Annotated in this window: 15 protein-coding genes; 6 read left to right on the top strand and 9 right to left on the bottom strand. The window is 71.6% G+C overall.

The window, feature by feature from the left end:
- Window positions 1–49 precede the first annotated feature (49 nt).
- On the bottom strand, window positions 50–979 hold the full coding sequence (locus tag PGN23_RS04635) for an L-threonylcarbamoyladenylate synthase (RefSeq protein ID WP_335301659.1): 930 nt from the start codon (window positions 977–979) through the stop codon (window positions 50–52).
- 37 nt (window positions 980–1,016) lie between these two features.
- Here PGN23_RS04635 and PGN23_RS04630 point away from each other — a divergent pair, with 37 nt between their 5' ends.
- Window positions 1,017–2,687, top strand: a complete 1,671-nt coding sequence (locus PGN23_RS04630; RefSeq protein WP_335301658.1) for an acyl-CoA dehydrogenase — start codon at window positions 1,017–1,019, stop codon at window positions 2,685–2,687.
- Window positions 2,688–2,970: 283 nt separating this feature from the next.
- Here the strand turns inward: PGN23_RS04630 and PGN23_RS04625 are convergent, their stop codons facing one another.
- The 3 genes from PGN23_RS04625 to PGN23_RS04615 are packed head-to-tail and all read right to left on the bottom strand — an operon-like array spanning window position 2,971 to window position 6,873.
- Window positions 2,971–3,111, bottom strand: a complete 141-nt coding sequence (locus PGN23_RS04625) for a hypothetical protein (protein ID WP_335301657.1) — start codon at window positions 3,109–3,111, stop codon at window positions 2,971–2,973.
- Between the two features lie 56 nt (window positions 3,112–3,167).
- Window positions 3,168–3,509 (bottom strand): PilZ domain-containing protein, encoded by a 342-nt coding sequence (locus PGN23_RS04620; protein ID WP_335301656.1) that lies wholly within the window; start codon window positions 3,507–3,509, stop codon window positions 3,168–3,170.
- 10 nt (window positions 3,510–3,519) lie between these two features.
- Window positions 3,520–6,873: a glycosyltransferase gene (locus PGN23_RS04615; RefSeq protein WP_443019720.1), complete on the bottom strand. Its 3,354-nt coding sequence runs from the start codon at window positions 6,871–6,873 to the stop codon at window positions 3,520–3,522.
- A 210-nt stretch (window positions 6,874–7,083) separates the two neighbouring features.
- Between PGN23_RS04615 and PGN23_RS04610 the strand changes: the two genes are divergently transcribed.
- Window positions 7,084–10,275, top strand: a complete 3,192-nt coding sequence (locus PGN23_RS04610) for an Ig-like domain-containing protein (RefSeq protein ID WP_335301654.1) — start codon at window positions 7,084–7,086, stop codon at window positions 10,273–10,275.
- Between the two features lie 242 nt (window positions 10,276–10,517).
- Here the strand turns inward: PGN23_RS04610 and PGN23_RS04605 are convergent, their stop codons facing one another.
- From PGN23_RS04605 to PGN23_RS04595, 3 genes are all read right to left on the bottom strand, one after another.
- On the bottom strand, window positions 10,518–11,705 hold the full coding sequence (locus PGN23_RS04605; RefSeq protein WP_335301653.1) for a carbohydrate porin: 1,188 nt from the start codon (window positions 11,703–11,705) through the stop codon (window positions 10,518–10,520).
- A gap of 126 nt (window positions 11,706–11,831) precedes the next feature.
- On the bottom strand, window positions 11,832–12,545 hold the full coding sequence (locus tag PGN23_RS04600) for an anti-sigma factor family protein (protein WP_335301652.1): 714 nt from the start codon (window positions 12,543–12,545) through the stop codon (window positions 11,832–11,834).
- A complete protein-coding gene (locus PGN23_RS04595) occupies window positions 12,542–13,036 on the bottom strand; it encodes an RNA polymerase sigma factor (RefSeq protein ID WP_335301651.1) in 495 nt (164 codons plus the stop codon). Before PGN23_RS04595 ends, PGN23_RS04600 begins: the two co-directional genes overlap by 4 nt.
- A gap of 88 nt (window positions 13,037–13,124) precedes the next feature.
- On the opposite strand from PGN23_RS04595, the gene PGN23_RS04590 reads away from it, so the two are divergent.
- Both PGN23_RS04590 and PGN23_RS04585 read left to right on the top strand, forming a co-directional pair.
- The gene (locus PGN23_RS04590) at window positions 13,125–14,360 is read left to right on the top strand and encodes a S8 family serine peptidase (protein ID WP_335301650.1); all 1,236 of its coding nucleotides are present in this window, start codon (window positions 13,125–13,127) and stop codon (window positions 14,358–14,360) included.
- Between the two features lie 383 nt (window positions 14,361–14,743).
- Entirely contained in the window at window positions 14,744–15,643 is a 900-nt protein-coding gene (locus tag PGN23_RS04585) for a hypothetical protein (protein WP_335301649.1), read from the top strand.
- Window positions 15,644–15,766: 123 nt separating this feature from the next.
- On the opposite strand, the gene PGN23_RS04580 is transcribed toward PGN23_RS04585, so the two are convergent.
- Both PGN23_RS04580 and PGN23_RS04575 read right to left on the bottom strand, forming a co-directional pair.
- Window positions 15,767–16,363, bottom strand: coding sequence for an opacity protein (locus tag PGN23_RS04580; RefSeq protein WP_335301648.1), 597 nt, complete (start codon window positions 16,361–16,363; stop codon window positions 15,767–15,769).
- A 221-nt stretch (window positions 16,364–16,584) separates the two neighbouring features.
- Entirely contained in the window at window positions 16,585–16,908 is a 324-nt protein-coding gene (locus PGN23_RS04575) for an HNH endonuclease (protein ID WP_335301647.1), read from the bottom strand.
- A gap of 113 nt (window positions 16,909–17,021) precedes the next feature.
- Between PGN23_RS04575 and PGN23_RS04570 the strand changes: the two genes are divergently transcribed.
- Both PGN23_RS04570 and PGN23_RS04565 read left to right on the top strand, forming a co-directional pair.
- A complete protein-coding gene (locus tag PGN23_RS04570) occupies window positions 17,022–17,777 on the top strand; it encodes an SDR family NAD(P)-dependent oxidoreductase (protein ID WP_335301646.1) in 756 nt (251 codons plus the stop codon).
- On the top strand, window positions 17,774–18,841 hold the full coding sequence (locus PGN23_RS04565; RefSeq protein WP_335301645.1) for a phosphotransferase: 1,068 nt from the start codon (window positions 17,774–17,776) through the stop codon (window positions 18,839–18,841). Before PGN23_RS04570 ends, PGN23_RS04565 begins: the two co-directional genes overlap by 4 nt.
- The last annotated feature ends 30 nt before the right edge of the window (window positions 18,842–18,871 follow it).

Genomic DNA, 18,871 nt, shown 5'->3' with positions numbered 1-18,871 from the left:
CGTGGCTCTGCCCGACTCCGGGCTCCCGCCTGCGCAGGAGCACGGAGATTCATTCCGCCCCGGCCGCCCGCCGCAGCCGGTCGTTGATCGCCACGCCCACCCCCACCGCCGGCACCGCCGCCACCGCGATCGCGGTGCGGTCGCTCGCATCCCCCCGGTGCAGCGCGTCGAACAGCCGCGCCGCCGCCTCCACGACATCCCCGCTCGCCGACAGCGTATCGTCCCCGGCGACATCGCCGAAGCCGATCAGCCACTCCCCCTCGCACGCAGACGTCGCCCCCAGCCGCACCGGCTTCGACGGCGCATAATGCACCGCCAGCTGCCCCGGCGCGCTGACATGCGCGGTCCGCCCCGGCATCACCGGCAGCACCTGCGCCAGCATCTCCGCCGTCACCGGCCCGGGGCGCAGGATCGTCCGCCCCGCCAGAATCGTCGATTCCACCCCCGCCGCGGTGGCGCCGTCGTCCAGGATCAGCGGCACCCGCTCGCCCAGGCTCGCCGCGACATGCCCGGCGCGGGTCGGGCTGATGCCGTTGCTGGCATTGGCCGACGGGGCCGCCAGCGGCGCGCCGCACGCGGCCAGCACGGCGCGGAACGCGCGGTGCGCCGGCACCCGGATCGCCACCGTCTCCAGCCCCGCCGTCACCAGCGACGCGATCCCCGCCCCCTCGCGCAGCGGCAGCACCAGCGTCAGCGGTCCCGGCCAGAACCGCGCCGCGAGCGCCCGCGCATCCTCGTCGAACACCGCGATCGCCGCCGCCGCGGCAAGGTCCGGCACGTGCACGATCAGCGGATTGAACGACGGCCGTCCCTTGGCCGCATAGATTCGCGCCACCGCATCCGAATCGCGTGCATCCGCCGCCAGCCCATACACCGTCTCGCTCGGCAGCGCGACGATGCCGCCGCCGCGAATCGCCGCCGCCGCCGCGGCGACCGCGGCCTCGCCGTAGCGTCGGATGACGGGGAGTTGAGCGTACATGGCGAGCGGCTATAGCGGCACGATCCGGGAGAGAGAAATGACCTTCACCGCCGCCGTCGCCGACCAGCGTTTCGTCCTCGATCACATCGTCCGCCTGGACGAACTGGCCGCCACCGATCGCTTCGCCGCAGCCAGCCCGGACGTGGTCGATGCGGTGCTCGACGGCATCGCGCAATTCGCACAAGGGGAATGGGCGCCGCTCAACCGCGCGGGCGATACGGTGGGCGCCACATGGACCCCCGACGGCGTCGTCATGCCCGCCGGCTATCCGGAGGCATACCGCGCCTATGTCGAGGGCGGCTGGGGCACGATCGGCGTGCCCGAGCAGTTCGGCGGACAGGGCCTCCCCTTCGTCATCCAGGCCGCGGTGCTGGAGACGCTGGGCACCGCCAACATGGGCTTCGCGCTCGCCCCGATCCTGTCGGTCGGCGCGATCGAGGCGCTGGCGCACCACGGCTCGCCCCAGCAGCAGGAAACCTACCTGCCCAGGCTCGCGACCGGCGAGTGGACCGGCACGATGAACCTGACCGAGCCGCAGGCGGGCAGCGACGTCGGTGCGCTGCGCACCACCGCCACGCCGAGGGGCGACGGCACCTTCTCGATCAAGGGCACGAAGATCTACATCAGCTTCGGCGACCACGACATGGCGGAGAACATCGTCCACCTCGTCCTCGCGCGCACCCCCGGCGCGCCCGCGGGCACGCGCGGCATATCGCTGTTCCTCGTCCCCAAGGTGCGGCTCGACGGCACGCCCAACGACGTCCGCGTCGTCTCGATCGAGCACAAGATGGGCCTCCATGCCTCGCCCACCTGCGTGCTCTCCTTCGGCGACCATGACGATTGCCTCGGCGAGCTGATCGGCGCCGAATATGGCGGGATGCGCGCGATGTTCACGATGATGAACAACGCCCGCCTCAACGTCGGGCTGCAAGGCGTGCAGGTCGCCGAGGGGGCGACGCAGAAGGCCGCCGCCTATGCCCGCGAGCGGGTTCAGGGCGCGCGCGACGGCCGGCCCGCCGCGATCGTCGAACATGCCGACGTCCGCCGCATGCTGCTGCGGATGAAGGCGCAGACGCTCGCCGCGCGCGCGCTCGTCTATTACGCCTGCGGCATGGTCGACCGCGCCGGCCTCGGCGATGCGAAGGCCAAGGAGCGACTGGAGATCATGACCCCGCTCGCCAAGGCGCATGCCACCGACCTGGGCAACGAGGTCGCGAGCATCGGTGTCCAGATCCATGGCGGCATGGGCTATGTCGAGGAGACGGGCGCGGCGCAGTTCTTCCGCGACGCGCGGATCACCCCGATCTACGAGGGGACCAACGGCATCCAGGCCGCCGACCTGGTCGGGCGCAAGCTCGCCATGTCCAACGGCGGCGCCTTCGCCGACCTGATCGCCGACATGCGCGCGGAGGCGCAGCACCCCCGGCTCGTGAAGCTGATCGATGCCTGCGAGAGTGTCGGCCGCCGCCTCCAGACCGCGGAAAGCGACGACCGCCAGGCGGCGAGCTACCCGTTCCTGACGATGCTGTCGGTGGCGTCGTGCGGCTGGCTGATGGAACGCTCCGCCCGCGTCGACGGCGCGGATGCCGTCCGGAAGACGGCGGCGGCCTTCTACCTCGACCAGCTGGTGCCCGAAGCACTGGGGCTGGAAGCGGCCGCGAACGCCCCCGCGAAGGTGCTGTACGACCTGCCGGCGGATGCGTTCTAGTTCCGATGAACGTCACCCCGGGCTCGACCCGGGGTCCCGCTTCTCCCCTCTGGGAGTTTGATCCGCGTGGACTGAACCGGCGCAACCGCCTCCCCGGCGGAGGCGGGACCTTTGCGAAAGTCTTCGTTCCCCGGCGACGGCGGGGCCTTTGCAAAACAGGTGCAACGGCACCGAGCCCACGCCGTGCTCCTGCCTGCGCAGGAGCACGGCGTGGGCTCTTGCAAAGGTCCCGCCTTCGCCGAAGGGGCCGGGGCGACGGGACCGCAAACCGCGCGCTCTCACCTCACGCGAAATCTCCCAGCTTGTCCGCCTCGCCTTCCGGCAGCCCGGACGCGTCGTCGTCCATCGGCGGCTGCTCGGGATGCGCCACCTCGTCCGCCGGGGTCGGCCGCACGCCGTCGTTTTCCTCTGGGTCCTGCTGCATCGTCCACTCCTCCTGCCAGGGAGCGGTTAGAACGCGTCAGGTCCGCGCCGGTCGCGTCAGTCGTCGCGCTTTTGCCGCGGCCGGGCGATCCGCGACAGGTCGTGGTCCGCCAGCGGCTCGGCGAAGTCGATGCCGCATTCCTCGCCGTCCGACCACACGATCCAGCCGTGCGTCTCGACCGCGCCCGCGAACGCCACCGTCACGCTGCGCCCGACCAGCGCCTGCTCGGGCCGCTCGGTGCGGCAGCCGAGCAGCGACACGTCGATCAGCCGCAGCAGCCGCGGCTCCGCCATGCCGAGCCGGACGCCGACATGGCTCCCCGACAGGTAACGTTCGACGGTGCGCGCGTCGCGCTCCAGCCAGCGCGGCAGGATGGCGGGGGTGGGTTCGAAGCTCATGGGCATGACGCTAGGCCGCGATTGCCTGCGGATAGGTTAAGGTCGCGGGCTCTGATACCGGCGCGACCGCGACGCTCCCGGTCCGCTCCAGCTTGCCCCAGCCCACCTTCGGCCCCGTCGCCGCGACATAGATCGCGCGCAGCACCACCGCGTACAGCAGCTGGCGATAGCCGAACCGCTGCATCAGCAGCCGGAGCGCGGGGAAGCGCTCCTCGCGCCCGTCCAGCCGGAACGCGATCCATCCGCACGCCAGGTCGACGGCCGCGAACGCCGCCCAGAATCCCGCCATCGCCAGCGCATCGCCCCCCGCCGCGTCCCAGCCGCGATCCTGCACGCGCCAGGCGGTGCCGCCGATGCTCAGCAACAGCGCCACGTCGATCAGCGGCGCGGCCAGCGTGAACAGGAACTGGAACAGCACCGCCTGCGGCAATCCGACGCGCCCCAGTCCGCCGCGCCGCCCCATCAGCGCGCGGTGCTTCCACAGGCATTGCAGCGTCCCGAACGCCCAGCGGAACCGCTGCTTGAACAGCGCGCGCACCGTCTCCGGCGCCTCGGTCCAGGCGATCGCGTCATTGTCGCACGCGACCCGCCACCCGGCGCGCTGGATCGCGATGGTCAGGTCCTGGTCCTCCGCCAGCGTGTCCTCGGGATAGCCGCCGACCGCGTCCAGCGCGGTGCGCCGCCACGCGCCGACCGCGCCCGGCACCACCGTCACCGCCCCCAGCGCGGAAAGCGCGCGCCGCTCCAGGTTCTGCGCGGTGACATATTCCAGCGCCTGCCAGCGCGCGATCAGCGTGGTGCGGTTGCCCACCTTCGCATTGCCCGCGACCGCGCCGATCGCGGGGTCCGCGAACCAGCGCGTCAGCTTCGCGATCGTATCGTCCTCGAACTGCGTATCGGCGTCGAGCGCGATCACCACGTCGCCCTTGGCGCGTGCGAGCGCGATGTTGAGCGCACGCGCCTTGCCCCCGTTCGCCAGCGTCAGCAGCCGGACGCGCGGGTCGATCCCGAACGCGGCGGCGACGACGTCGCTGGTGCCGTCAGTCGACCCGTCGTCGATCACGATCACCTCGATGCGCGGCCCCCGGCTGGACAGGATCCGGCGGACCGACGCCTCGATCACGCGCGCCTCGTTGAACGCGGGGATCAGCACGGTGACGAAATTGGGCACCAGATGCGGTGCCGCGACCGGCTCCACCTCGCGACGCCGCCGCCACAGCGCGAGCGCGGTCAGCGCCAGCGCGCGCGCGATCCCGATCGCGATGATCGCGGCGAAGAGCATCGCCCCCGCATCGCGCAGCCACGCCAGCGTCTCGAACAGCCCGCGCGTCCCCGCCGCGCTGCCCGCTTCGCCCGCAGCCAGCACCGGCATCACCTCGTCGCGCGACACCCCCGCCAGCCTGGAGACGCCGACCAGCTCGTAACCGCGCATCCGCAGTCCCCGGATGATGAGCGGCAGCGCAAGAATCGTCTGCGTCCGGTCGCCGCCCGAATCGTGGAGCAGGACGATCTGCGCCGGCCGCGTCGCGGTTCCCGCCTCGACCTTCGCGATGGTGCGCGCCGCGATCGTCGCCGCCGCGGGGCCCTGCCAGTCGAGCGGGTCGACGTTCAGCCCGACCGTCCAATAGCCCAGCCGCGCCGCGACCCGCGTCGCGTGCAGCTCTTCGCGGCGGTCGGGATCGGCATCGCCCAGGAACGGCGGACGGAACAGCGTCATCGCGCGCCCGGTATAGGCCTCGACCAGCCGCTCGGTCGCCTTCAGCTCCAGCGCGATCGCGCCCTCGGAGCGTTTCGACAGATCGGCGTGCGAGGTGGAATGATTGCCCAGCTCGCTCCCCTGCGCGACGATCCGCCGCAGCAAGTCGCCCTGCCCCAGCGCATTGGCGCCGGTGACGAAGAAGGTCGCCGGCGCCTTCTCGCGCGCCAGCACGTCCAGGATCGCGGGCGTCCACGCCGGGTCCGGTCCGTCGTCGAACGTCAGCGCCACCAGCCTGCGATGCGCGCCCGTGCGCTCCACCCGGTCGGGTTGCGGCAGCCGCGCATAATGCGCCGCGCGGATCAGCGCCCCGTCCCAGCGCACCGCGCGCGCGCCATCGGTCGCCTCGCCCGCGATCCGCATGATCTCGCCGTGTCCGCTGACCGCGATCCCCGCCGGCGCCGGCAGCGCGGCCATGTCGGGGCGGGTGGCGTCCGACAGCGCGTTCCACACGCCGGGATCCTCGCTGCCCAGCCGCCACAGCGCGACGCCCGCGGCGCCGGTGCGACGGATGACCGCCATCTGGTTGGCCGCGCTCATCGCGTCGAGCAGCCACACCTGATGATCCTGCCCGTCCGCGCGGTAGGCGAACCGGCTGTTGCCGCTCGCGGCATCGAACGTCGGCACCACCCCCGCGCGCGCCGCCAGCGCCCAGGCGTCGGCGATGCTCAGCGGCGTCGTCCGGCGGGCGGTTCCCTGGCCCACCCAATCATAGGCATAGCTGCCGATCGCCACGATCGCCTTGTCCGCGCCCACCTGCCGCACCGCGGCGTCGACCACGCGCGCGAACCACGGCTGCGACGCGATCGGTCCCGGCTCGCCCCCCATCCAATGTTCGTCATAGGCCATCAGCACCAGCCGGTCCGCGACCCGGGCGATCGCCGCCATGTCCCAGTCCGGATCGGCCACCGGCACCGCCAGCGTCACCACCCACCCCTTCGGCCGGAACCGCGCGCGCAATTCGCCGAGGAAGGTGCGATAGTCGCGCTGCGCGCTCGCCGGCAGGCTTTCCAGGTCGAGCAGCACGCCCGCACCCTTCTCCTGCGCGACCAGCGCCTCGATCTGCCCGGCCAGCCGCCGGCGCGCCGCGGCGTCGGCGAGCAGCGCGGCGGTCCCCGCACCGTCCCAGGACCCGTCCGCCGCCGCATTCTGCACCATCGGCAGCACGCGCGGTCGCTTCGGCGCGCGCGCCAGCACGCTCCGCAGATGCTCGTCCCCCTCCGCCACGAAGCGATGATCCGCCCCGGTGACGGTGGCGAGCCCGGGGACCAGCCATTCCAGCTCGCCGACATGCGCCTCCAGCGACCGGCGCGAGGCATCGTCCCACGGCATGTAGAAGCCCATCGTGCCCCCGGTCAGCGTGCCGCCCGCCGCCCCGGGCAGCCAGGCGCCGCGCTCCACCGCGACCCCGGCCGGGGTCAGCCCGCGCGGCGCATCGGCGGCCGCGGCGAAGCGCGGGGCCGCCGCCGCCATCGGGCGCAGCACCGCGGCCGCCAGCAGCGCCAGCAGCAGCGCCGGCACCGCCGCCGCGACGATCACCAGCATCCGCACCCGCCGCCCGCGCCGTCCGCTGGCATCGTAGAAAATCGCCACGCCTGTCCCGTTCATCGCCGATGGATCGCCCGCCCGATACGCGAGGACGGCGAACAACCCGTTAACCACGCGCCCTTTCGCTACCCGGATCGGTGGACGCGGGCCCGTCCCCCTGCGGGACGACGATGCGACGAACCGACGCGCCAGGATGCAGATCGCTGTCGCGAACCTGTCATCTGGCGCTCATAGTCGCCGGGGGATACCTATCGGGACGGGGCATAGACCATGGTGACGACGCCGGAATACACGCGCTATTTCAAGCTCGGCGACAGCGACTTCTTCGAGGATTGGAGCACGACGGCCGCGAACGTCGCCGCCGACGACTGGAGCAAGGCCCCTTACTGGGTCGGCTATCTCGGCGATGTCTCCAGCTCGACCAGCGCGAACGCGGTCCCCGCCAATTCGACCACCATCACCGATCTCGGCAACATCGACGCGGTGATCCTCGGCAGCAACGTCGCCAGCACCAGCGGCGGCGTGGGCGTGTTCCAGTCGCTCGCCGATCCGATCGTCGCGCTGCAGGGCTCCGGCACCGCGGATTCCCCCAGCCTCGTCCTGCATCTCGACGCCACCGGCCGGTCGGGCCTGACGCTGTCGTTCGACCTGCGCGACGTGGATTCGACCGCCGACAACGCGTCGCAGAGCTTCGCCGTCCAGTATCGCGTCGGCGACGGCGGCACCTGGACCACGCTGCAATATGTCGTCGACGCGTCCGACGGACCCTCGCTGACGAAGTCGGTGAACTATCCCGACATCGCGCTTCCCTCCGCGCTCGACGGGCAGAGCCAGATCCAGATCCGCTTCGCCACGTCCAACGCGACCGGCAGCGACGAATGGGTCGGTGTCGACAACATCCGCGTCACCTCGGTCGCGGGCGGCGTCAGCGACACCGTCGCGCCGACGCTGACCGGCTCAACCCCGGCGGACGACGCCGCGGGCGTGGCGACCGACGCGAACATCGTCCTGCGCTTTTCGGAGCCGGTCTATGCCGGCACCGGCGACATCGTGCTGGCCGGCGACAATGGCGATACCCGCACCATCGCGGTGGGCGACACCGGCCAGGTGACCATTTCGGGCAGCACCGTGACGATCAACCCCGCCGCGGACCTCGCCGGCGGCGTCCGCTATCAGGTGCAGGTCGCCTCCGGCGTGCTCGTCGACGTCGCGAAGAACGCCTATGCGGGCACCGCGGGCGACCCGATCGACTTCACCGTCGCCAATCCGCTTCAGCAGATCGCGATCGGCACCATCCAGGGCGAGCGGCACGTGTCCGAGTTCGTCGGCGCCACCGTCCTGACACAGGGCGTGGTCACCGCGATCGACACCACCGGCTCGCGCGGCTTCTGGATGCAGGACCCGAACGGCGACGGCAACGCGCGGACATCGGACGCGATCTTCGTCTTCACCGGCGCGGCGCCGACCGTCACGGTCGGCCAGTCGGTGCAGGTGCAGGGCGTGGTCAACGAATATACCGCCGGCATCGCCACCAACCTGCCGGTGACGCAGCTGACCGCGCCGGTCATCACCACGCTCGCCGCCCCGCTGGGCACCGTCACCGCGACGGAGATCGGCGCGGGCAAGCTGCTGCCGCCGACCTCCGTCATCGAGAACGACGGCTTCTCCAGCTTCGATCCGCAGACCGACGGCGCCGATTTCTACGAGGCGCTGGAGGGCATGGTCGTCACCATCCACGGCGCGACCGCGGTCGCGCCCAGCAGCGGGGGCTCGACCTGGGTCATCGCGGACGGCGGCATCGGCGCGACGGGCGTCAACGGCCGCGGCGGCATCACGCTGACCGGCGGGGACATCGTCACCGCCGACTTCAACCCGGAGCGGATCCAGGTCTATGTCGACTCGGGCGTGCTGGCGAACTTCAGCCCGAACTACGTCATGGGCGACAGACTGGGCGACGTGACCGGCGTCATCCACTATTTCGGCGGCAATTACGAGCTGATCGCCACCTCGATCCAGAACACCACGTCGACCGCGATCCCCCCGCGCGAGACGACGGCGCTGGTCGGCGATGGCGACCACCTGACCTTCGCCGAATACAATATCGAGAATTTCAGCGCGGTCGCGCCGCAGGCCGACATCGATCAGCGTGCCAGCGACATCGCCAACAATCTGAAGGCGCCCGACATCGTCGCGCTGGTCGAGGTGCAGGACAATGACGGTCCCGGAAACGGCACCGACCTGACCGGCACCGCCAGCGCGCAGAAGCTGATCGACGCGATCGTCGCCGCCGGCGGCCCGCGCTACGCCTATGTCGAGGTCGCGCCGACCGTCGCCAACACCAACGGCGGGCAGAACAACGGCAACATCCGCAACGGCTTCCTCTACAACACCGACCGCGTCGGCTATGTCGACGGCAGCGCGCGGCTGGTCGCCGATCCCGACCTTTCGAACGGCGACGCCTTCCGCAACAGCCGCAAGCCGCTGGTCGCGGACTTCACCTTCAACGGCCAGACGGTGACCACGGTCGCGGTCCACAACCAGGCGCGCATCGGCAGCGACCCGCTGTTCGGCGCGGTGCAGCCGCCGGCGAACGCGGGCGAGCAGGTCCGCAACGATCAGAGCGCGGCGCTCGCGGCCTATATCCAGAAGCTCCAGCTCGCCGACCCGAATGCGAAGATCGCGGTCGCGGGCGACTTCAACGGCTTCTACTTCGAACAGTCGCTCACCGTGCTGGAGCAGAACGGCAGCCTGACGAACCTGACGCGTCAGCTGTCGCCCGAGGAACGCTACACCACCATCTTCGAGGGCAATTCGCAGCAGCTCGACCACATCCTCGCCTCCTCCGGGCTGGCGGCGGATTCGCAGTTCGACATCGTCCATCTCAACACCGGCTTCGCCGATCCGGTCAGCGATCACGATCCGACGCTGGCCCGCTTCCGCGTCGATGCCGCGATCGTGCTGGGCGGCGGCGCGGACGACGTCGGCTACGCGCGGGCGGCACGGGCGGTGACCGTGAATGCGGGCGCGGGCGACGATGCGGTCACCGGCTCGGCCTTCGCCGATACGCTGTTCGGCGGGGCGGGGGCGGATCGCCTGCGCGGCGGTGCCGGCAACGATACGATCCGCGGCGGCACCGGGGCGGATCGCGTCCACGGCGGTGCGGGCAACGACACGTTCGTGTTCCTGGCGGGCGATCTCGCCGACCCCGCCGCCAACGGCGGACAGTTCGACCACGTCATCGACTTCCACGGCGCGGGCACCAGCGGCACCGGGGAGCAGGACTTCCTGTCCTTCACCGGCTTCGGCGCGACCGCGCGGCTGGAATATGTCCGCGACCTGGGCGGCAACGCCACCACGCAGATCTACCGCGTGGTCACCGACGCCGGCGTGGCGGGCCAGCTGCTGGTCCAGATGGCGGACGGCACCAACAAGCTGACCGCGGGCGACTATTCCTTCTTCTGATACCGGCCCGAACGGGATGGCGGACGCAGTCCGGTCCGCCATCCCGCATCGACCGGGACCCGTTCCCCTCCCCGATCGTCGCGGGACCTTTGCAAGAGGCGACACCGTGCTCCTGCGAAGGCAGGAGCCCGGAGTTACAGGTCCCATAAGGCGTTGTCCTGCTGGGCCCTGGGCTCCTGCCTGCGCAGGAGCACGGCGTGGACCCGATGCCGTTGCACCTGTTTTGCAAAGGCCCGGGTATGTCAGGGTCGCAGGATCGCGTCGAAGCGGATACCCACCACCAGCACGTCGCGCTGCCGCGTGCTGCCCGACGGATCGATGATATATTGCACGTCCGGCTGGACCGCGAGATGCGGCGTCAGCTTCGTGCGATAGGACAGTTCGAACGCCGTCTCGCCCAGCGCGGTATCGGGCGTCACCGACCGCGTCAGCGCGGAGGTTCTCGCGTGCGCGATGCCGACGCCCAGCTCGCCCTGCCCCTCGCGTTCGAACAGCCCGCGCGCATTGACGCCGACGCTGCCGAAATGGTCGAACAGGTTGAAGCGCCCCGCCGCGGTGCCCAGCCGGAAGAACGCGGCGAGCGAGCGTTCCTCGTTCCCCGCCACCTGCGCCTCGCCGCGGATGTAGACGCCCGCGTTGCCGGTGCCCATCGCCGGCTCCCGCCCGGTCTCGCCGTCATCGGGTCCGCGCTGGATCTCGAACTTGGCGGTATAGCGCCACGTCCCCGCGATCAGCCGCGCCGTCCCGGCATGCACGTCCGCCTCCGCGATCGCGAAGATGCCGTCACGCGGCTGTAGCGCGATCACGGTGCGCCCCGGATGACGGGGATCGCCGGGCGTCCCCTCCAGCACCGCGCCGCGCAGCGTCAGATGCTCGCCGATCATGCCCTGCAGGCGCACGCCCGGCGCCGTCACCGGGAAGATCGACGGTCCGTTATTGCCCGTCTGCGACAGGTCGGTCCCGGTCCCGAACGCGCTGTTGACGAACATCGCCGAGGATTCGAGCATGTCGAACTCGCTGCTGACGTCGTACAGCCCGACCCGCGCCGCCAGCCGCTCGTCGCCGTGTTCGATCCATGCCTCGTACAATCGCACCGCCTGCACGCCGGTCTCGATGTTCGACACGATCTGCGCATCGCCCGCCAGCGCGGGCGAGAAGCTGGTGCCGTTGTTGTAGAGCAGATAGACGAAGGCGCGGGTGTTCGACAGCTTCGCCACCCGCTCCAGATCGACCGCCATCGTCGCGTCCAGATTGTCGAGATAGCGCACGCCCTTGCGCACCCCGCCATGGACCACGCCCAGCACATCCGCCTTGTAGCGCAGGTTGAACGCGACCGCGGGCTCCGCCGGATCCTCGTCCTGCGCGGAGGCGGGCACCGCCATCAGCAGTGTCAGCGCACCGACAATAGTCCCGATCGACGACCGCAGCACCGCATCCCCCAATCCTTCCGGAAGGTTGCGATGATAACCGCGATATATGAAGCTAAAGTATGCGGCCGATGGCGTGTTTCACGCCGGAACACGCCCTTCGCACGGCCGAAGTCGTGAAGATGATAATCAGTCGCGATCCGATCTCAACTCCGCCAGCGCTTTCCGTTCTGCGGCGGCGTCCATCGGATCACCCTTCGCCATCGCGTCGACATCCGCCATCATTGCCGCCTGCGCCGATGCGGCCTGCCGGAACTCGCTGCGCTCCTGCGCTGCCCCGCCGTACAGCCGCGCCACGCCCCAGCCGTCGCGGGCGGCGCAGGCGATCCCCGCCACCGCCTGCCGCTCGAAGGTGCGGCAGAGCGCCCCCCCGGCGTCGCGGAACGTCAGGCCGACGCGTACCGGCGCATCCGCCGGCTGGGTGGAGGCCAGTTGCGTGTCGAGCGCCCGCGCGATGTCGCCGCGCACCACCGCGCGCCCATCGTCCAGCGCGATCGCTCCCGTGTCGCGCGGCAGCATCTGCCCGACCATCGCGCCGACCAGCAGGCTGGCCGCGACCGCCCCGCCGCCTGCCCAGTTCCTTGCCCAGCGCCGCATCGGCGCACGCTCCGGGCGGCGCAGCGGCGTCACCTTGCCCGCATCCGCCAGCCTCCGCGCGATCGCATCGGGGACCGTCGCCGCCGGCGCCAGCCCGCCGCGCAGCCGCGCCGCGAGCGCGCGGTGGCGTGCCACGTCCTCGCCCAGCCGCGGATCCTCCGCGATGGCACGCTCCACGCGCTTCGCCGCGATCGGGTCCAGCGCGCCATCGGCATAGGCCATCAGGGTCTCCGGCTCGATCGTCATGCCGCTTCTCCCAGTCGCGTCATCAGGGCCTCGCGCCCGCGCACCAGCCGCGAGGTGAGCGTGCCGATCGGCACGTCCAGGATCTCGGCCGCCTCCTTGTAGGCGAAGCCCTCCACCACCACGAGGGCGACCGCCTCGCGCTGTTCGGCGGGCAGCGTCTGCATCGCGCGCATCACGTGGTGCAGTTCCACGCTCGCCTCCTGCTCGCCCATCGCGCCCACCTCCTCCCCCGCGTCGGGCGGGACGAACGTCTCGCTGCGGCGCCGCGTGGCGCGCGCGGTATCGATCCACAGGTTGCGCATGATCCGGTACATCCAACTGTCGAGCCGGGTGCCCGGCTGCCACTGATCCTGCCGCACCAGCGCGCGCTCGACCGACGCCTGCAACAGGTCGTCGGCATCGGCACCGTCACGTGCCAGCGCGTGCGCGAAGCGGCGCAGGCGCGGTATCAGCGTCAGCAATTCGTCCGTGAAGCTCGACGATCCCGGCACCGATACCCCGCCTTTCCTGGATGAAACGAACCGCCCGCGCCGTTTCATCCAGCATGACACGAATGCGATCCGGGTTAAAACGCCTCCGATGATGCGCCCTCCCCGTCCTCTCCTCGCCGCCGCCATGCTGCTGGCGCTGCCGGCCGCCGCCGCCGCGCAGCTCGTCCCGCCGCTGGGGGGCGTCGTCGGGCGCACGCTAAGCGGCGTCGCGCAGACGCTCTCTCCCGTGGAGGCGACGCTGTCGGACGCGCGCTCCCTCGCACGCGACCAGCTGCGCCGTGTCCGCGACCTAGCGCGGCGCTATCCCGACCGCATCGAAATCGACCGCGCGGGCGACGCGGTCCGCGCGGGCGAACTGGTCGTCGTCGACCCCGACGACACCGTCGTCGCCGCGGCACAGGCGCAGGGTTTCCGCCTGATCGCCCGCGAGGATCTGGGCGATCTCGGCATCGGCTATGCCCGCTTTCGCACGCCGCAGGGCCAGTCGGTCGACCGTGCGCTGCCCCGTCTGCGCGCGCTGGCGCCCGGACGCGAGGTCAGCGCCGACCCGCTCCACTTCCCCGGCGGTGCGCTCGGCACGACGACCCTCGCCATGGCCGCGCCCCCCGCTGCGCCAGGCGGCGCACGGATCGGCCTCATCGACGGCGGGGTGCGCGCCGGCACGCCCGGCCTGATCCGGCAACAGGCATTCGCCGCCGGCGCGCCGCGCCCCAACGACCACGCCGCCGCTATCGCCTCGCTGCTCACCGGCGGCGGCGGCATCCGTGCCAGCGCGCCCGGCGCCGCGCTCCTTGTCGCCGACGTCTATGGCAGCGACCCCGCGGGCGGCAACGCGGTCGCGATCGCGCGCGCGCTCGCCTGGCTGACGCGCGAGCAGGTGCCGGTCGCGGTCGTCAGCCTCGTCGGCCCCGCCAACCCGCTGCTGGCGCGCGTCGTCGCGGCGGCACGCCGGCGCGGGACGATCGTCGTTGCCGCGGTCGGCAACGACGGCCCCGCCGCGCCCCCCGCCTATCCCGCCTCCTACCCGCAGGCGCTGGCCGTCACCGGCGTCGACGCCCGCGGGCGCCCCCTGATCGAGGCCGGGCACGCGACGAAGCTCGATTACGCCGCGCCGGGCGCCGACCTGCTCGCGCTCGACCGGAACGGCCGCGCCCGCAGCGTGCGCGGCACCTCCTTCGCCGCCCCGTTCGTCGCCGCCCGCCTCGCCGCGCACCTGCCCGACCTCGACCGCGCGCTCGCCGCGCTCGACCGCGAGGCGCAGCGCGGCGGTCGCGCCACGGGTCGCGGCATCCTGTGCACCGACTGCCGCACGCCGCCGCGCTAGAGCGTGATGACATGATGTTGACCCGTCGTGATTGTCCTGAGCCGTTCGTCGGCGAGGAGCGACGTGCAGCGCGGGCTGGTAGCCCGTGCCAGCGGCGCGACGTCGTCCGGCGGGCGGCTCAGGACAACCGCTTTGCGGCGGGCGGAATGTCGTTCGTGGCGTCGTCCCTCGTCAGTCACGGGGGCAAAGCCCCGTTCCCTCCTCGCTCCTATCCACGAACGACATTCCGCTCCGTCCCGACGGGTCAACATCACGTCATCACGCTCTAAGGTCTGACTGGAAAAAAAATCGCAGCGGACGGGATTAAACCGAAATTGGCCTCCGTTGTCCTTTCGACGCGCATCGCAAGCGGTGCGCGAGCATTCGAAAGAAGGAGACGAACGATGAAAGCCCTCTTCCTCGCCAGTGCGACGCTGGCGATGCTCGCGGCGATCCCGTCCCAGGCGCAGCTGCTCGGCGGCGGTGGTGGCCTGGGCGGCGGACTCGCGGGCGGTCTGGGCGGCAGCCTCGGCGGTGGCGGCATGGGCACCACGATGGGCTCGCTCCGCCCGACCCTCGAGCGCGGCACCGATCGCGTGCGCGATACCGCGCGTAGCACGACGCGCACCGGCCGCGACGTCGGCGGCGACGTCCAGACCCGCCGCAGCATCGATCGCCGCAGCGGCAAGGTCAGCGCCGGCGGTGACGCCACCGGCAGCGCGGTCGCCGGGCTGACGAACGAGACGCAGGCGCTGGGCGCCCCGCTGTCCGGATCGGGCAGCGCGGCCGGATCGGGCCGCGGGTCGGCGGCGCTCGATGCGCAGCTGATCGGCACCGATGCGGTCCGCGACACCGCGGGCCGCGTGCGCGACCGTGCGACGACGGCGGCCGGCACCGCACGCGATCGGGCACAGGCGGTCGCAGGCCGCGCGCGCGACACCGCGGGCAATGCCGCCGGCACCGCGCGCGGGCTGGCCGGTGCCGTCTCCGGCACCGCGTCGGGCACGGGCTCGGGCACGGGCAGCGCGGGCAACGACGGGGCCTCGGGCACGGCGAGCGGCAACGGCCTCGTCTCGCTCGACGCCGCCTCGCCGCAGGCGCTCGCCCCCGGCGCCCGGATCGAGGATGCGCGCGGCCGGCTGGTCGGTCGGGTCCAGCAGGTGCGCCGCGATGCGCAGGGTCGGGTGGAGGCGGTCGACGTCGCGGTCGGGCGTCAGGTATCGACCCTGCCCGCGGCCAGCTTCGGTGCCGACGGCGATGTCCTCGTCACGGGCCAGGGAACTGGTCGGGTGGCGAACGACTGATCGGCCGACCCCAATGAAAAGGGGGGCGGTGCCACACGGCACCGCCCCCCTTTGTTTGCCCGCACGAAACGCCACTGGTGCGGCCGGTCGCCCGGAACGTGCCGGGCGACCGGAACGGGTTCGTCAGAAATGGGCGATGATGCCCAGCGTCGGACGGAAGCTGTTGGTCCAGCCGAAGGTCGACACCTCGCCGCGCAGGCGCACGCCGGAATTGCCGGTGATGCCGCCCAGACCGATCTCCTTCGGCCCCACCTCGAAGCCGACGCCGTAGGTCACGTCGTGGAAGTCCTGGTTGGTGTCGACGCGCTTGTCGAAGTTCACCCACTGGTAGCCGACCTTGCCGTAGATCATGCCGCTTTCGCCGGCACGCAGGCCGAAGCGGCCGGCGGCGCCATACTGCCAGTCGATGTCGCCCGACACGCCCTTGGCGACATTGCCCTCGGCACCGACGAAGAACGCGCCGAGCGGAACGTTGACGCCCAGCAGACCCTCGACCAGCGACCCGTTCAGCTTGTCGCCGATCGGCGCGCCGGGGACGCTGTCCTTGGAAAATTCCTCCCAGCCGCCGCGGATGCCGAAATACGGCTCGATCCCGAACGCGCGGGTGCCATCGGGTGCGGTGGCGGTGGTGCCGGTGTCCGACGCCATGTCCTGCGCCAGCGACGGGGTGGCCACGAACGCGGCCGAAGCGGCAACGGCCGCAAGAACGAGCTTACGCATACGATCCCTCAAATCTTTACTGTTGTCGCCCGATCTGCCGCACCGCAGGGCCGGGCTTGGACTGCGCTAACCGCGCTCGTCGGGCTTGGTTGCTCGCAAACGCACAATGATCGCGATCGGGGTCGCACCTGTTGCCGTTCCGCCACGGTTTCTGTCGCCTGCATGAACGACATCGTGTCATTATGGCAGCGATGCGGCGTCCCTGCCGCATCGTCGCCACATCACCGGCCGCGGCGTGTCGGTGCGTGAAAGTCGGCCGGCTTGCCCGCGACCCAGCGCAGGAACCGCGCGATCGCGGGCCATTCGCGCACCGCCTCCAGCGTTCCGGCGCGTGCCAGCGTCGCATTGTCCGCCGCGGCATGCAGCGCACGGTGGCAGATCGGATGCAGCGGCGCGGTCTTCACCCCGCCCTCGCTGCGCGGGACGACGTGATGCCACTCGACCCGCAGCCCCAGCGGTCGCCCGCACAAGGCGCAGGCGGCGGGCGCGTCGCGTGTCGCCGCCGCCCGGGCCGCCGCCTCCGCCAGCCCCGCCTTGCGCTTCACCCGTCCGGTCATGCGCCGACAGCGCGCACGACCGGGTTGGCGTTCCCGCCGCAATGTGCATAACAGGAGTTACGGCGACCCCGCGCAACGCGGCGCAGCGGAGAGGAAAAGCCATGCCCCACCCCCGGCGCCACCCCCTGTTCGACCTGTCGGGTCAGGTCGCGCTCGTCACCGGCGGATCGCGCGGGCTGGGGCGTCAGATGGCGCTGGCCTTCGCCGATGCCGGCGCCGACGTCATCATCTCCAGCCGCAAGGCCGACGCGTGCGAGGCGGTCGCCGACGAGGTCCGCGCCAGGGGTCGCCGCGCCGCCGCGATGCCTGCGCACGCCGGCCGCTGGGAGGAGATGGACGCGCTGGCCGAGCGCGCGTGGCGCGAGTTCGGGCGCGTCGACCTGCTGGTCGCCAACGCCGGCATGGGGCCGATGACCCCCAGCCACGAGGTGAGCGAGGCGCTGTTCGACAGCGTCGTGTCGCTGAACTTCAAGGGGCCCTTCCGCCTGATCGCCAACATCGCCGATCGCATGGCGCGTGGGCACGGCGGCAGCGTCATCGCCACCTCCTCGATCGCCGCGCTGGAGCCGATGCCCGCGGTCGTCGCCTATGCCGGGGCGAAGGCCGCGCTCAACGCCATGGTCGTCGGCATGGCGGCGGAATATGCGCCCAGCGTCCGCATCAACGCGATCGCCGCCGGCCCCTTCCTGACCGACATCGCCAAGGCCTGGACCGAGGAGGCCCGCGAGCGCGCGGCCAATGCGCTCGGCCGCCCCGGACGGCCCGAGGAGATCGTGACCACCGCCTTGTGGATGGCCAGCCCCGCGTCCTCCTTCGTCACCGGCACCGTGGTGCGCTGCGACGGAGGCCGGCGATGAGCGCGGCGCTGGAGGCCCGCGCGGTCGATGCGGACTGGCTGACGCAGCACTTGCGCACCGCGGGCACGATCCGCGACGCGCGCGTGGTCGCGGTCGAAGCGAAGGCGGTCGGGGTCGGGATGCTCGGCGATTCGATCCGCTTCGCCGTCACCTACGACCGCGACGAGGGCGCGCCCGCCAGCTTCGTCGGCAAGTTCGCCGCCGCCGATCCGGTCAGCCGCGCCACCGGGCGCGACTTCGGCCTCTACGCGCGCGAGGTCGGTTTCTACCGCCACTTGGCGCACACCGTCGCGGTGCGCACGCCGCGCTGCCACGTCGCCGATTATGACGCGAGCGACGGCAGCTTCGCACTGTTGCTGGAGGATCTGACCCCCGCACGCCCGGGCAACCAGCTCACCGGCTGCGACCTCGCCGATGCCGAGGCCGCGATGGAGCAGGCCGCCGCGCTCCACGCCCCGCGCTGGAACGACGACACCCTGCGCGCCCACGACTTCCTCGACACCAGCGCCGCGCGCGATGTCGTGTTGCAGGTGTTTCCCGACTGCCTCGCCGAGTTCCACCGCCGCTACGACGGCGTGCTGGAGCCCGAATATATGGCGGTGTGCGACGATTATGCCGCGCGCATCCACGTCGCGATGGCCGCGCCGGAGGGCCCCTTCACGCTCACCCACGGCGATTTCCGCCTCGACAACATGCTGTTCGACGCGAACGGCGGACACGATCGCCTCGCGATCCTCGACTGGCAGTCGCCCGCGATCGGCAAGGGCGCGGTCGACGTCGCCTATTTCCTCGGCCTCGCCCTCTCGATCGAGGATCGCCGCCGCCACGAGCGCCACCTGCTCGACTATTATCTCGACCGGCTGCGCGCGCGCGGCGTGCGCGACTATGGCTATGACGATCTCTACCGCGACTATCGCCTGACCTTGCTGTCGGGCGTCTCCACCGCGGTCTTCGCCAGCGCCAGCACCAAACGGACCGAACGCGGCGACGCGATGTTCCTCGCCATGGCGCGCGGCGGCTGCGCGCAGGCGATCGACACCGACGCGCTCGCGCTGCTCACCTGAGGCTCGCCACGCTGCCTCCACCCACCCGTC

Origin of the sequence: Sphingomonas adhaesiva, from assembly GCF_036946125.1 — a bacterium.
GTDB lineage: Bacteria > Pseudomonadota > Alphaproteobacteria > Sphingomonadales > Sphingomonadaceae > Sphingomonas > Sphingomonas adhaesiva_A.
Note: the sequence above shows the minus strand (reverse complement) of the source record. Positions and strands in the feature narration are given on the sequence as shown.